Below are 14,762 nucleotides of genomic sequence, written 5' to 3' on the forward strand. Positions count from 1 at the left end.
TTAGCGATTTACCATTTGTAGTTGACGCTGGCCATGACGTTGCGACGGTCGCCGTAGTAGCAGTAGAAGCCGTCGCAGGTGGAGATGTACTGCTTGTCGAACACGTTGTTGGCGTTCAATGCCACGCTGGCACCTTTGAGGGATTTGCTCACGCTGGCCAGGTCGTAATGCACGGCGGCGTCGTACACGGTGTAAGCGCTGGTATGGCCATATGAGGCGTCCGGCACGTAGGCCATGCTGCCAATCGCAATGTTGTCGGTCTCACCTACATAACGTGCGCCAAACCCCACACCGAAACCTTCAAGCGCGCCTTTGTGCCACGTGTAGTCAGCCCAGATCGACGCTTGATGCTCAGGCGTGAGCGGCAATGGACGGTTTTTATCCAGCGGGTCGGAGACCTTGGTCATTTTGGTGTTGGCGTAGGTGTAGGCCGCCGTCAACTTGAGGTTGTCGTTGACGTTGCCCACCGCTTCCAGTTCCACACCGCGCACGTTGGCTTCACCCAGCGGGCGGCTCACGCCAAGGGTATCGCTGAGCACGATATTTTTGCGGGTCAGGTCATAAACGGCCGCGGTGAACAGCATGTCGCTGCCCGGTGGCTGGTATTTGACGCCCACTTCATATTGCTTGCCGGTGCCCGGTTTGAAAGCCTTGCCGCCAAAACCACCCGGTTCAGCCTGGAACGACTCGGCATACGACATATAAGGTGTAAAGCCGGAATCGAACACGTAGCTCAGTGCGGCATTGCCGGTGAAGGCGCTGTCATCACGGCTGTCGTGCGCATCGTTGAGGTTGTAGAAGGTGGTGTCGGTGTTCAGCCAGTCCTGACGACCGCCCAGGGTCAGGCGCCAGTTATCCAGCGCTATCTGGTCTTGCAGGTACACCCCCGTGTCGCGGGTTTTCTGGTTGTAGTCGTTATAAGCGGTGTAGTTGACGTTGCTGAAATCCTGCCCGTAAATCGGGTTGATGATGTTGCTGGCCGGGGCTACGCCGTACTGCCATTTGTAGTGGGTGTTGATTCGTTGGTAGTCCAGCCCGATCAGCACGGTGTGCTTGAGCGCACCTGTCGTGAAGTCGGCCTGCACGTTGTTATCCACGGCGAACTGGCTGATGTCTTCATCCACGATATTGGCACCGCGCTGGAGAGTGCCGTCGTCCGCCACCGAGCCGTAATAGCCACCCGCGGTGATACCTTGGAACGCCAGATCGCTTTTGGTATAGCGCAGGTTCTGACGGAACTGCCACACGTCATTGAAGCGATGCTCAAACGCATAACCCAGTGCGTAATAGGTTTTGTCGTAGAACTCCCACTTCGGGTCGCCCAGGTTCTTGTGGTATTTCACCTCGCCCGCTGGCGAGGACACCTTGGTGCCCTGTATGGGCAGGAATTGGCTGGTGATGCCTGTATCGTCACGGTTGAACTGGCTGAGGAAGGTCAGGCTGGTGTCTGGATCGATGTTCCAGGTCAGGCTGGGGGCGAGGTTGTAGCGCTTGTCTTCGTTGTGGTCGATGGCGGTGTTGCTGTCGCGCACGACCCCGCTGACGCGGTACAGGAAACGACCTTCATCATCGACAGGCCCGGTGCTGTCAAAGCTGATCTGTTTGCGTTGATAGCTGCCGATTTGTACTTGCACTTCGTGGCTGGCGGTGTCTTCCGGGCGACGGCTGACCATGTCCAGCAAACCGCCGGCCGGTGTTTGGCCATAGACCGAGGAGGCCGGGCCGCGCAGCAGCGCCACGCGCTCCAGGTCCCAGGTTTCCAGTTTCGGCATGACGTAGTTGCCCTTGGGCAGCGCCAGCCCATCGAGGAACTGGACCGGTTCAAAGCCGCGCACTTTCATCCATTCGGCGCGGCTGTCGCTGCCGTAACTGCTGGCGGTGACGCCGGGCATATAACGAACAGCGTCATCCAGGTTTTGCACCGCACGGTCCTGCATCTGGCTGCGGGCGGTGACCGAGATCGAGCGCGGGGCTTCGGCCAGCAACGTATCGGTTTTGGTGCCTGAGGCGGAGCGTTTGGCCAGGTAGCCGTCGACCGGGCTCCAGGCACTTTCATAGCGGCCTTGGCCGGAGATGGTGGTGGCCTCAAGGGCGACGACACCGTCAGGAATCTCGATCAGCGTAAAACTGCCGCCGTTTCCGGGCACCAACTGCAAACCGCTCCCCCGCAACGCTTCACGCAGGGCGGTGGTGGGTTCGAGTTGGCCGTTGACCGGGGCCGAGGTTTTACCCGCCAGCAGCGAGGCATCAATGGCCAGGGTAATCCCGGCCTGGCTGGCGATCTGGTTCAGGGTGGTCGCCAACGGGCCCGCGGGCAGGTTGTAGCTGCGGGCGGTGGTGCTCTGTTCGCTAGCCATCAGCGAAGGGCTGATCAGCGGGGCACTGAGGGCGATGGCAACGGCGAGCAGGCTAGGGCGCAAAAACGTATCGAGGGTGCGGGACATTCGGCGGATTCCTGAATGGAAATGTTTCTCAATGCCTGTATGCCGCACGAGTTTTGAAAAGTGATAGGGCCGCAGTGAATTATTTTTTATTAGGGTGCAGGCGCCGCTTTGGGCCCCACCGTGACCCACCACGGCGTGCGTTGCTGGATCTGCACCGGCAAGGTGGGCAGCAGGGCATTGAGTGCCCGCTCAACATTGTTCAGTGGGAAGCTGCCAGTAATGCGCAGGTCGGCTACTTCAGGGGCGACGCCCAAGTGGCCGCGCTGGTAGCGGTTGAGTTCGCTGATCATGTCGGCCAGGCGCACGTTGTCGAGCACCAGCATGCCCCGTGTCCAGGCGTCGGCACTGGCGTTGACGGCGACGCTTTGGCCCAGGCTGCCACGGTACATCAGCACCTGCTGGCCTTCGTTGAAGACGGTTTCGTCAGCGCTGCCCTGCGGGTGGGCGGCCACGCGGGATTGCAGGACGCTCAAGCGCGTACCGTCGTCTTCGCGCTTGACCAGGAAGCGGGTGCCCAGCGCGCGCAGGCTGCCGTCGCGGGTTTGCACGATAAACGGTCGCGGGTCGCCGTGGCCGGTCTGCACCAGAATCTCGCCTGCTTGCAGGATGATGCGCCGCGTGGTGTCGTCGAACCGTACATCCACGGCACTGTGGGTGTTGAGGTTGAGCACGGTACCGTCGGCCAGGCGCAGTTCGCGTTGTTCGCCAGTGGCGGTGCGCTGATCGGCCATCCAGTAATCCATCGGCCCGTACTGTTTGCCCGCAAACACGGCCAGCCCGCACAACAGCGCCACACTGGCCAACCCGCCGCCCATTTTGCGCAGTGGCCGACCCGCGCCATGGCGGGCCTTGCGCAAGGCGTTGCGCGCCGGAACGCTGGTGTTGCTGAAACGCTGGTCGAGCATGCCCAGTTGCAGCCAGGCACGGGCATGTTCGTCGCTGGCGGCATACCATTTGGCGAATTCGGCCTGTTCCACGGCGCTGCCATTGCCGCAATCCAGGCACAGTTGCCAGGCGATTGCAGCGTCCAGCACCTGCGCAGACACAGGCCCGGTCTTGGCCTGACTCATGTGGGCTCGCCGTACAGGGCGATGTAACACTGGCGAATGCCCTGGGCCAGGTATTGGCGCACGCGGGGCACGGATACGCCAAGGCGTTCAGCGATGTCGGCGTGGGTCAAGCCATCAAGGCGGCTGTACAGGAAGGCCGCGCGGGCCTTGCTGGACAACTTGCCCAGCAGGCGGTCGATGGCCCGCAGGTCTTCGAGGATCAAATGCTGCTCTTCCGGGGAGGGTTGCTCGGCGGCGGGCAACTGCATCAACTCGTTCAGGTAAGCCTGTTCCAGGGCGGCGCGGCGGAAATAATCGAACAGCAGGCCTTTGGCAATGGCGGCCAGAAAGGCGCGGGGTTCGCGGGGGGCTTGCAGTTCGGCACGGCCCAGCAGGCGCACAAAGGTGTCCTGGCTCAGGTCTTCTGCCCGTTGCGGGCAGGCCACATTGCGCCGCAGCCATGTCAGCAGCCAGCCGCGATGGTCGCGATAAAGCGCACCGACCAGCTCACTGTGAGGGGTTTGGACTGACGACAAGGGCATCACCGAATACACGTTTTATCTAACGATAATTATTCGCGATTGTGTCAGAGGCGATAAGCCTGCGCAATTGGCGCTCATCGGATGCAGGAAGACAGTTAAAGCAGGGGCGCGGCTTAAAAGCTGTGTACCTGCTTGCGCCGCTGCCATTGGTTGAGCCGTTGTTGCAAGGCCAAGGGGCTGTTGATGCCTTGAGCATTGGCCCGGCTAAACAGGATAAGCGCCAGTTCAGCGGTGGCCAGGGCGTCGGCGCTGGCGTTGTGGCGGTCTTCGACCTGGAGGTTGAAGTGGCGGATCCAGTGGTCTAGCCCGGCGTCGCGCGCAGTGACGTGAGGGCATAACAGAGGAGCCAGCGCCGCTACGTCCATAAAAGGGTGTTGCAGGCGGTAGCCCAGGCTGTCCTTGAGCGCGCGCCCCAGCATGTGCTGATCGAATGGAGCATGGAATGCCAGCAACGGGCTGTCGCCAACAAATGCCATAAAATCGAGCAGGGCATCTGCCGGGTCGCAGCCTGCCGCAATCGCGCTGGGCCCTAGCCCGTGCAGCAGGACGCTGGGGTTAAGCGGGGCGTGGGTGCGCAGCAAGGTGCGCTCGAACGCCTGGCCCAGATCAATGGCCCCGTCTTCGATCACCATCGCGCCAATCGACAACACTTGGTCGCGATTGAGGTTCAGCCCGCTGGTTTCCAGGTCGACGACCACCCAGCGCTGGCCGCGCAACGGCTGCTCGCCCAGAACCGGGGAGGCGGTGGGCAATTGCTTTAGGCGCTGTTGTTGCTCAAGGCTCAGCAGCGGTTTTTTGCGGGGCAATAACCAGGCCCCCAGAGAAGACAGGACACTCATAGCTGATACCGCAAGGTCAGGCTGCTTTGCAGACGCTGCGCTTGGCGCAACGCTTCACGCAGGATGCGCCGGTCGAGCTGGTTGAGGCTGTCCGGGTCGACCCGGTTGGAGTACGGGCGGTTTTCGCGGGTTTGCACCTGGTGCTGTTGCATCCGGGTTTGCTGGATAAAGTGATAGGCCTCTTCATAGGCGGCACCGTCCAGCGCTTCGATCACCTCCAGGCTGACCAGTTGGCGCAGGCGCTCCAGGGTATTGTTGGCCTCCACGCCGTGGGCCAGCGCCAACAGGCGAGCACCATCGACAAAGGGCGTGAGGCCCTGGATTTTGAGGTCCAGCGTGGCTTTGTCGTTGCCTTTGCGCTCCAGCACAAACTCGCGGAAACGCCCCACGGGCGGGCGATGGCGCAAGGCATTGGCGGCCATCATGCGCTGGAACAGCCGGTTGTCGGCCACCTGCGTGAGGATTCCCTGGCGCAGTTGCTGGCAACCCTGTTCATCGCCCCAGACCACCCGCAGGTCGAAGTAGATGCTCGAAGCCAGCAGGTTTTCCGGCGTGGCTTCGCGAATAAAGGCGGCGAACCGGCGGGCCCATTCCGCGCGTGACAGGCACAGGTCCGGGTTGCCGGCCATGATGTTGCCCTTGCACAACGTAAAGCCGCAGGCCGCCAGGTGGGTGTTGATCTGCTGCGCAATCGGCAGCAGGCGCTGACGGTAGTCGGCGGCTTGGGCGGCGTCTTTGGCTTCGAACAGAATGCCGTTGTCCTGATCGGTGTGCAGGGTTTGTTCGCGTCGCCCTTCGCTGCCAAAACACAGCCAGGTGAACGGCACACCGGGGTCGCCTTTTTCCGCCAGCACCAACTCGATCACGCGGCACACGGTGTGGTCGTTGAGTTGGGTGATGATATGGGTGATCTGAGTGGACGATGCGCCGTGGGCGAGCATGCGCTCCACCAGTTGGCCAATTTCGCCGCGCAGGTTGATCAGGTTTTCTAGGCGCGGGGCATGGCGGATGGTGCGCGCCAGGTGCACCAGGTCGACCCGTTGCAGTGAGAACAGGTCACGTTCGGAGACCACGCCGCACAGGCGTTGATCCTTGACCAGGCACACGTGGGCAATATGACGCTCGGTCATGGCGATCGCGGCGTCGAATGCGCTGTGGTCCGGGGACAGGTAAAACGGCCCTGGCGTCATGTGCAGGGCGATCGCCTGTGCAAAATCGTGCAGGCCGTTGGCAACCACTTGGCGCAGATCGCGCAGGGTAAAAATCCCCAACGGTGCTTTGTTCGCGTCGACGACCACGATGCTGCCCACTTGCTGCTCGTGCATCAGGCGCACCGCTTCACGCAGCGCGGTATCAGGCAGGCAGGTCACGGGGTGGCGCATGGCCAGTTCACCCAGTCGTGTGTTGAGCGAATACTGATGGCCCAGGGTTTCAACGGCTTTTTGCTGCACCTGCTGGTTGACCTTGTCGAGCAGGCTGCTGACGCCGCGCAGGGCAAAGTCGCGGAACTCGTCGGACAGGGCGAACAACTTGATAAACGCCGGTTTGTTCAGTTGCAGGCAAAAGGTGTCTTCGGCGGCCCGGTGCTCGGTGCGGGTGGCCCGCTCGCCCAGCAGCGCGGCCAGCGGGAAGCATTCGCCAGCGGTGATTTCGAAGGTGGTCTGGGCCTCTTCGCGGCCTTGGTGAGTGCGTTCGCCCACGACGCGGCCCTGTTTCACAATATAAAAGTGCTCTACCGGGCCATCGGCCGGCCGGATGATGGTCTCGCCCGGGCCATAGAAGCGCAGTTGGCACTGCTCGACCAGGAACGCCAGGTGCGCGTTTTCCATGTGATTAAAGGGCGGGAAGCGCTGCAAAAACTGCATGGTGCCGTGAATATTTTGCAAAACCGCCGTTTTCCCTGCCTGGAGAAACGCATCCGATTGACTCATGACCGTTACCGCGTTGTGAGCTGTTGTAGGGGCGGGGCAGCGCGCGCCCCAGGGAGTGTTTAGACCCTCATGCTCGGTTGTCTGAGCGTGGGTGCCCATTGGACGTAAGTCTATGGCGGTAATGGCCTATTGGTATTGTTGAACTTGCCTACATCAATATTGCCTATTTCTCTTGATGTAAGGCTTGGAAATACCTCTGTGCTGGCGCACATTGGGACACGGTTGCGGAATAACTGACTACGCTGCTGGGGTGTTTGATCGATAAGACTGCCGTCGAGAGCTGAATGACAGAACATGACATCTTGACTGATGCTGAGCGCGAGGCCTTGAGCGAAGTGATGCAGGCTCCGGTGCTGGTTCAGTCCCATGAGCGCGTGCTGGTGGTTGACGACGACCGCGAGTCGCGTTTCTTGCTGGCCGAGCTGCTCACCCTGCACGGTATTGAATGCCTGACCGCCCAGGGTGAGCCCGAGGCGTGGGCGCTGTTGCAGGCTGACATGTCGATTGGCTTGCTGCTGACCGACCTGCGCATGCACCCCCATAGCGGCCTGGAACTGATTGGCAAGGTGCGCAAGTCTCATTTGGCGGATTTGCCGGTGATCATCATCTCGGGGCATGCCGACGCGCGCGATGCCATTGAAGCCATGCACTTGCACGTAGTGGACTTTTTGCTCAAGCCGATTGATACGCAAAAACTGCTGCAATTGATCCGCCAGGAACTGCAACTGGAACCCCCTGACGCGCTGCAGGTGCAGGCCTAAACCGTGCTCTTGATCAGACGTAAAAACCCCGGCACGTGGCCGGGGTTTTTGTTGTTGCCGGGGGCAGTTACAGGCCGTGCTTGGCCTTGAACTCGCGACGACGACGGTGCAGCACCGGCTCGGTGTAGCCATTGGGCTGCCGGGTGCCTTCAATGACCAATTCGACCGCCGCCTGGAAGGCGATGTTGCTGTCGAAGTGGGGGGCCAGCGGGCGGTACAGCGGGTCATTGGCGTTTTGGCGGTCGACCACTGGTGCCATGCGCTTGAGGCTGGCCAGCACCTGCGCTTCAGTGACGATGCCGTGACGCAGCCAGTTGGCGATGTGCTGGCTGGAAATACGCAGCGTCGCACGGTCTTCCATCAGGCCGATGTCGTGAATGTCCGGCACCTTGGAACAGCCCACGCCCTGGTCGATCCAGCGCACGACGTAGCCCAGGATGCCTTGCGCGTTGTTGTCCAGTTCGTTCTGGATCTGCTCGGGCGTCCATTGCGGGTTCACGGCCAGCGGGATCGTCAGAATATCGTCCACCGAGGCATGAGCGCGCTTGGCCAGTTCGGCCTGACGGGCGAACACGTCGACCTTATGGTAATGCAGCGCGTGCAAGGCAGCGGCAGTCGGTGAGGGCACCCAGGCGGTGTTGGCCCCGGCCAGCGGGTGCGCAATTTTCTGCTCCAGCATGGTGGCCATCAGATCAGGCATGGCCCACATGCCTTTGCCAATTTGAGCGCGGCCTTGCAAACCCGTGCTCAACCCCACATCGACGTTGTTGTTCTCGTAGGCCGTAATCCACTTCTCGGCCTTCATGTCGGCCTTGCGCACCATGGGGCCGGCTTCCATTGAGGTATGGATTTCATCGCCGGTACGGTCCAGGAAGCCGGTGTTGATAAATACCACGCGCTCGCTGGCGGCCTTGATGCAGGCTTTGAGGTTGACGGTGGTGCGGCGCTCTTCGTCCATGATCCCGACTTTGAGCGTGTTGCGCGGCAGTGCGAGCACATCTTCGATACGGCCAAATAGCTCATTGGTGAACGCCGCTTCTTCCGGGCCGTGCATTTTCGGTTTAACGATGTACACAGAACCGGTGCGGCTGTTGCTGCGCGTGGTCTGGCCGTTGAGGCTGTGGATGGCCGCCAGGCTGGTCAGCAAGCCGTCGAGAATACCTTCGGGCACTTCGTTGCCGTCTTTGTCGAGAATCGCGTCGATGGTCATCAAGTGACCGACGTTGCGCACGAACAACAAAGAACGGCCATGCAGGGTGACGGTGCCACCGTGGGGTGCGGTGTAGGCGCGGTCCGGGTTCATGGTGCGGGTAAAGGTTTCGCCGCCCTTGGACACCTGCTCGCTCAGGTCGCCTTTCATCAGGCCCAGCCAGTTGCGGTAAATCACCACTTTATCGTCGGCGTCGACCGCCGCCACGGAGTCTTCGCAGTCCATGATGGTGGTCAGCGCGGCTTCCATCAGCACGTCTTTGACCCCGGCAGCATCGGTCTGGCCGATGGGGCTGGTGGCATCGATCTGAATTTCGAAGTGCAGGCCGTTGTGCTTGAGCAAAAGGGCGATGGGGGCGGCCGCTTCACCCTGGAAGCCGATCAATTGCGCACTGTCACGCAGGCCCGTGGAGGCACCGCCCTTGAGGGCGACCTGCAAGGCACCGTCAACCAGGGCATAACCGGTGGCGTCAACATGGGAGCCGCTGGCCAGCGGCGCGGCTTCGTCCAGAAAAGCGCGGGCGAAGGCAATGACCTTGTCGCCCCGTACCTTGTTGTAACCGCGGCCTTTCTCGGCACCGTCGGCTTCGCTGATGGCGTCGGTGCCATACAGCGCGTCGTACAGCGAGCCCCAGCGGGCGTTCGAAGCGTTCAGGGCAAAGCGCGCATTCATCACCGGCACCACCAATTGTGGGCCAGCCATGCGGGCGATTTCGTCATCGACGTTTTGCGTCGTTGCCTGGAAATCTGCGACTTCTGGCAGCAGGTACCCGATATCTTGCAGGAAGGCTTTGTAAGCCACGGCGTCATGGGCCTTGCCGGCCTGAGCCTGGTGCCAGGCGTCAATGCGCGCCTGTAAATCGTCGCGTTTGGCGAGCAGTGCTTGGTTCTTGGGTGCCAGGTCATGGATGACCTTGTCGGCCCCGGCCCAGAACTGATCGGCGGTGAGGCCGGTACCGGGAATAGCTTCGTCGTTGACGAAGTCGAACAGGACTTTGGCGACCTGCAGGCCACCGACGTGAACGTGTTCAGTCATTGCTTGCCTCACTCATTTTTATTTAAAGCCTGGGCACCGCATGGCTCGTGCTGGCGGGGCGGTACGGGTATGACAGACGCCTTGGCAGACCGTATTGCGAAATATGTAGTGGTCGCTGCGGCATACTACATGATCAATTGCCGATGTGAAAATCAGACTAATCACGTCGTTCTGCGACCGATTTAGAGCGATCGGTCACATACAAGTACCGGATGTTCTCAAGAAATGCATGAGTTGTTCCAGATAATTATAAAAACAGTACACAATTCATATCTTGAGCCCATCTGCAGGCGCGAGCTGGCTCGCGACCCTTGCTCTTGAAAATCGGCTGGCTGCACCCCCAAGAGCAGTGCCTATACTTGATCGACCCCCAATAAGAGTGAACGGCCATGAACCATCTCGTGATTACGGTGTTTGCCCCCGACAAGGCCGGCCAGGTCGAGCGCATTGCTCAGTGCATAGCCGATGAAGGGGGGAATTGGCTGGAGAGCCGGTTATCGCGCATGGCCGGGCAATTTGCCGGCATCGTGCGGGTCGGGGTTTCAGCCGAAGCGTATGACGACTTGATCAATGCCTTGAAACGGCTGGAGCCGGAAGGCATTCGGGTGCTGGTGGCGCAGAGCGGGATTGAAGAATCTTGCACCTGGAAACCGATTGCGATGGCGCTGGTGGGCAATGATCGGCCCGGCATTGTGCGCGATATCACGCGGGTGTTGACGGAGTTGGGCGTCAACCTGGAGCGGCTGGTCACCGACGTGCGGCCCGCGCCCATGAGCAACGAGCCGTTGTTTCACGCCGATGCGATTCTGGCGGTGCCGCTGACGCTGTCGCTGGCGACCTTACAGGCGAGCCTGGAAGGTCTGGCCGACGAGCTGATGATTGAGCTGGCCCTGCGTGTCGAGGAATAAGCAGCCTGCGGGCGGGGTCAATGGTTGCGCCGCAGGCGCAGCCAGGCATCAACGCTGTACACCGCCAGCCCGGCCCAAATAAACATGAAGGCGATCAGCGTGCTTTGGGTCAAGTGCTCGCCAAAGACGGTCACCGCCAGAATCAGCACCAGTGTGGGGGCCAGGTACTGCATGAACCCCAACGTGGTGTAGGGCAAATGCCGAGCAGCAGCGTTGAAACACACCAGCGGCACCAGCGTGGCGGGGCCGGCCGCCACCAGCAGCCAGGCTTCGGAGCTGCTCCAGAACGCAACGTGAGCGCTGTTGGCTTCGGGGTGCAGCAGCAACCAGGCGATGGACACCGGCACCAGAATCCACGTTTCAACGACCAGGCCCGGTAAGGCCTGCACCGGAGCCTGTTTGCGGATCAACCCGTAAAACCCGAAGCTCAGCGCCAATACCAGCGAGACCCACGGCAGGCTGCCGACCAGCCACACCTGCTGAGCGACGCCAACGATGGCGAGCCCCACCGCCACCCATTGCAAGCGGCGCAGGCGTTCACCCAGCAGCAACATGCCCAGCAAGACATTCACCAGCGGGTTGATGTAGTAACCCAGGCTGGCTTCGAGCATGCGGTCGTTGTTCACGGCCCATACATACGTCAGCCAATTGGTCGCGATCAGCAAGCCGCTGAGGGTCAGCACACCCAGGCGTTTGGGGTGCTCGCGCAATTCCTGCCACCAACCGGGGTGCTTCCACACCAGCAACAGCAAAGAGCCGAACAGCGCCGACCACAGCACTCGGTTCACGATGACTTCGGCGGCCGGTACGCTGGCCAGTAGCTTGAAATAGAGCGGGAACAAGCCCCAGATGATGTAGGCGCTGAGGCCCAGGATATACCCGCGACGCGGGTTGGCGGCTTGCATGCAAAATCCTTGCGTGGGCAACAGACGGGTGTGATACGGGGAGCTTAAGTGTAAGGAGGTTTTACAGAGGTGTCTTGGGTGATATCTGTCGGATATTGGTATTTATCCTGTAGGAGCAGCCGCCCCGGCTGCTCCTACAGGCTTTCCCACCCGCGCGGGGTCAGAACAGTTTGAGTGGTTCTTCATTCAGCGCCGACAATTGCTCCCGCAGCGCCAGTACCTGGTCGCCCCAATAACGCTCGGTGCCAAACCATGGAAAGCTATGTGGGAAGGCCGGGTCGTCCCAGCGCCGTGCCAGCCACGCGCTGTAATGCATCAGGCGCAAGGCGCGCAGCGGCTCGATCAGCGCCAGTTCACGGGGGTTGAAATCATGGAATTCGCTGTAGCCGTCCATCAACTCTGACAACTGACCCAGGCATTCCTGGCGATCCCCTGCGAGCATCATCCACAGGTCCTGCACCGCCGGGCCCATGCGGCAGTCGTCGAGGTCGACGATGTGGAACACTTCGTCGCGGCACATCATGTTGCCGGGGTGGCAATCGCCGTGCATGCGGATGTTGCTGTGCGGGGTGGCGGCGTAGACATCTTCGACACGCTTGAGCAGGTCGCGGGCTACAGATTCGTAGGCCGGCAGCAGGCTGCGTGGAATGAAGTTGCCTTCCAGCAGGGTGGTCAGCGAGTCGTGGCCGAAGTTCTTCACGCCCAGCGCTTCGCGGTGTTCGAAGGGCTTGGTCGCGCCAACGGCATGCAGGCGACCGAGCAATTGCCCAAGGCGGTAAAGCTGGTCGAGGTTGCCAGGTTCCGGAGCGCGCCCGCCACGGCGCGGGAACAGAGTGAAGCGAAAGCCCTCGTGCTCGAACAGGCTCGCGCCGTTGTGAACCAGCGGGGCGACCACCGGCACTTCGCACTCGGCCAGTTCGAAGGTGAAACGGTGTTCTTCGAGGATGGCTTCGTTGGTCCAGCGCTGCGGGCGGTAGAACTTGGCGATCAGTGGCTGTTCGCCTTCGATGCCGACCTGGTACACGCGGTTTTCGTAGCTATTGAGCGCGAGCACACGGGCATCGCTCAGAAACCCGATGCTTTCGACAGCATCGAGCACCAGATCAGGGGTGAGTGTTGCAAACGGATGAGACATGCTGACTCCTGCGCGCAGCAGGCTGCCGCGTCCGGCCATGCATGTTAACGCAGACCGGACGGCAGAGGGTGTCAACTTCCGACGATGCCGCCGTCTTCGCGGCTAATGGCCATGACCGATGACCGAGGCTTGCCATTGGGGATGTGCTCGGGGAAGGTCGAACCGCCATTTTCACCGGGGTGCTGGATGCCCACGAACAGGGTTTTCTGGTCGGGCGAGAAGCTGATGCCCGTCACTTCGCAGCCGACCGGCCCCACCATAAACCGGCGTATTTCGCCGCTGCCCGGGTCGGCGCACAGCATCTGGTTATTGCCCATGCCGGCAAAATCACCGCTGTTGCTGAAGTCGCCATCGGTCAGGATCCACAAGCGCCCGGCATCGTCAAAGCCCAACCCGTCGGGGCTGTTGAACATGTTCTGCGGGGTGATGTTGGCCGAGCCGCCCTTGGGTTGGTGGGCGTGCACCACCGGGTTGCCTGCTACGACAAACAGGTCCCAGTCGAACGTGTCGGCCCCGTGGTCACCGTTGTCGGCTTTCCAGCGCAGGATCTGCCCGTACACGTTTTTCTCGCGCGGGTTGGGGCCGCCGGTGGGTTGCCCGTCTTCGCCGCGTTTGACGTTGTTGGTCAGGGTGCAATACACCTGGCCATCCGTGGGGCTAACAACGATCCATTCCGGGCGGTCCATGCGTGTGGCGTTCACCACACTGCCGGCCAGGCGAGCGTGAATCAGCACTTCGGCCTGGTTGGCAAAACCGCTGCTGGTATCGACACCATTTTTACCGTGGCTCAACTCAACCCACTGGCCTTTGCCTTTGGGGCGATCAGGGTTGTTGTCGCCGTTGTCAAAACGGGCGACGAAGAGCGTGCCGTGATCCAGCAGGTCGCGGTTGGCCCTGGGGTTCTGATGGTCGATGGTGTCGCGGCTGATGAACTTGTAGATGAATTCGCCGCGTTCATCGTCACCCATGTAGACCACGGCGCGGCCGTCCCGGGTTTCGGCCAGGGCGGCGTTTTCGTGTTTGAAGCGGCCCAGCGCGGTGCGTTTGACCGGTATGGACTGCGGGTCGAACGGGTCGATCTCGACGACCCAGCCGTGGCGGTTGAGCTCGTTGGGGTTGGCCGCGAGATCGAAGCGCGGGTCATGGAGGTGCCAATTGATCTCTTTGCTGGCCACCACGGCACCGTAGCGTTTTTGCGCGGCGTCGAAGGTCTGTTTGGGGTCACTGCTGCCAAAGCAATCGGTGAAGTTCTCTTCACAGGTCAGGTAGGTGCCCCAGGGGGTTTTGCCGTTGGCGCAGTTCTGGAACGTGCCCAGTGCACGGGTGCCCGTATTATCGGCTTCGGTGCGCAACAAGGCATGACCCGCTGCCGGGCCGCTCAGGCGGATGGGGGTGTTGCCATGAATACGGCGGTTGAACGGCGAGCCCTGCACAAAGTGCCAGCCGTCGCCCTTGCGGCGGATTTCAATGACCGACACCCCTTCACTGGCCTGAGCCTTGCGAACCTCCTCAAGGGAGGTGGGCGTGCCGCCGTGGGGGTAAAGGTAGCGGTAGTTGGTGTATTCGTTGTTGATGGCCATCAGGGCGCGATGGGGGTCATCGGGAAACGCAAACAGGCTCATGCCGTCATTGTTGTCACCGAACTGCACTTCCTGAGCCGCGGCGGTGCCGTTGCCCGAAGGATCAAACGCCGGGCCGCCGGCTTGCAGCGGCTGGCCCCAGCTGATCAGCACGGATGAACGATAGCCGGGCGGCAAACTGAGGGTGTCGGTGGTGGCGGCGCCAATGCTTTCAAACCCCAGCAGAGGGCTGGAGGCGGTGCTAATGCGGGTCGCCAATGCGCTGCGGCTTAACAGGTTGCCGCCCAAAAAAAGGGCGGCCCCGGCGAGGGCTCCGGCGCTGATAAATCCACGACGACTGAGGCCGACGATCTGCTCAAGGTCGGTGGCTTGATCTTCTTTTAATAGGCTCATGGCAGGCTCTGTTAAGACGGTTTCAGCGGC

11 protein-coding genes are annotated in these 14,762 nt (G+C 61.3%); 2 read left to right on the plus strand and 9 right to left on the minus strand.

Going from position 1 to position 14,762, the window contains the following annotated elements:
* Nucleotides 1–8 precede the first annotated feature (8 nt).
* The 5 genes from Q1W15_RS05735 to Q1W15_RS05755 all read right to left on the minus strand — a co-directional run bounded on the left by Q1W15_RS05735 (nt 9) and on the right by Q1W15_RS05755 (nt 6,805).
* The gene (locus Q1W15_RS05735; protein WP_300724929.1) at nt 9–2,444 is read right to left on the minus strand and encodes a TonB-dependent siderophore receptor; all 2,436 of its coding nucleotides are present in this window, start codon (nt 2,442–2,444) and stop codon (nt 9–11) included.
* An 89-nt stretch (nt 2,445–2,533) separates the two neighbouring features.
* Nucleotides 2,534–3,514 carry a FecR domain-containing protein gene (locus Q1W15_RS05740; RefSeq protein WP_300724931.1) on the minus strand — a complete coding sequence of 327 codons (981 nt, stop codon included), beginning with the start codon at nt 3,512–3,514 and terminating at the stop codon, nt 2,534–2,536.
* On the minus strand, nt 3,511–4,035 hold the full coding sequence (locus Q1W15_RS05745; RefSeq protein WP_300724933.1) for an RNA polymerase sigma factor: 525 nt from the start codon (nt 4,033–4,035) through the stop codon (nt 3,511–3,513). The genes Q1W15_RS05740 and Q1W15_RS05745 overlap by 4 nt, the downstream gene beginning before the upstream one ends.
* Before the next feature lie 113 nt (nt 4,036–4,148).
* On the minus strand, nt 4,149–4,874 hold the full coding sequence (locus tag Q1W15_RS05750) for a PolC-type DNA polymerase III (RefSeq protein ID WP_300724935.1): 726 nt from the start codon (nt 4,872–4,874) through the stop codon (nt 4,149–4,151).
* Nucleotides 4,871–6,805, minus strand: coding sequence for a putative nucleotidyltransferase substrate binding domain-containing protein (locus Q1W15_RS05755; protein ID WP_300724937.1), 1,935 nt, complete (start codon nt 6,803–6,805; stop codon nt 4,871–4,873). The genes Q1W15_RS05750 and Q1W15_RS05755 overlap by 4 nt, the downstream gene beginning before the upstream one ends.
* Before the next feature lie 284 nt (nt 6,806–7,089).
* Between Q1W15_RS05755 and Q1W15_RS05760 the strand changes: the two genes are divergently transcribed.
* Nucleotides 7,090–7,566 (plus strand): response regulator, encoded by a 477-nt coding sequence (locus Q1W15_RS05760; protein WP_300724939.1) that lies wholly within the window; start codon nt 7,090–7,092, stop codon nt 7,564–7,566.
* Nucleotides 7,567–7,633: 67 nt separating this feature from the next.
* On the opposite strand, the gene Q1W15_RS05765 is transcribed toward Q1W15_RS05760, so the two are convergent.
* Nucleotides 7,634–9,811, minus strand: coding sequence for a malate synthase G (locus Q1W15_RS05765; RefSeq protein WP_300724941.1), 2,178 nt, complete (start codon nt 9,809–9,811; stop codon nt 7,634–7,636).
* 389 nt (nt 9,812–10,200) lie between these two features.
* On the opposite strand from Q1W15_RS05765, the gene Q1W15_RS05770 reads away from it, so the two are divergent.
* Nucleotides 10,201–10,719 carry an ACT domain-containing protein gene (locus Q1W15_RS05770; RefSeq protein WP_300724943.1) on the plus strand — a complete coding sequence of 173 codons (519 nt, stop codon included), beginning with the start codon at nt 10,201–10,203 and terminating at the stop codon, nt 10,717–10,719.
* A 17-nt stretch (nt 10,720–10,736) separates the two neighbouring features.
* Here Q1W15_RS05770 and rarD read toward each other — a convergent pair whose 3' ends face one another.
* The 3 genes from rarD to Q1W15_RS05785 all read right to left on the minus strand — a co-directional run bounded on the left by rarD (nt 10,737) and on the right by Q1W15_RS05785 (nt 14,732).
* A complete protein-coding gene (gene rarD, locus Q1W15_RS05775; protein ID WP_300724945.1) occupies nt 10,737–11,624 on the minus strand; it encodes an EamA family transporter RarD in 888 nt (295 codons plus the stop codon).
* Nucleotides 11,625–11,784: 160 nt separating this feature from the next.
* Nucleotides 11,785–12,759 carry a serine/threonine protein kinase gene (locus tag Q1W15_RS05780; protein ID WP_300724947.1) on the minus strand — a complete coding sequence of 325 codons (975 nt, stop codon included), beginning with the start codon at nt 12,757–12,759 and terminating at the stop codon, nt 11,785–11,787.
* Between the two features lie 71 nt (nt 12,760–12,830).
* Complete coding sequence (locus Q1W15_RS05785) at nt 12,831–14,732, minus strand: PhoX family phosphatase (RefSeq protein ID WP_300724949.1); 1,902 nt, start codon at nt 14,730–14,732, stop codon at nt 12,831–12,833.
* Nucleotides 14,733–14,762: the final 30 nt, after the last annotated feature.

The organism is Pseudomonas sp. (assembly GCF_030150285.1).
Taxonomy (GTDB): Bacteria; Pseudomonadota; Gammaproteobacteria; order Pseudomonadales; family Pseudomonadaceae; genus Aquipseudomonas.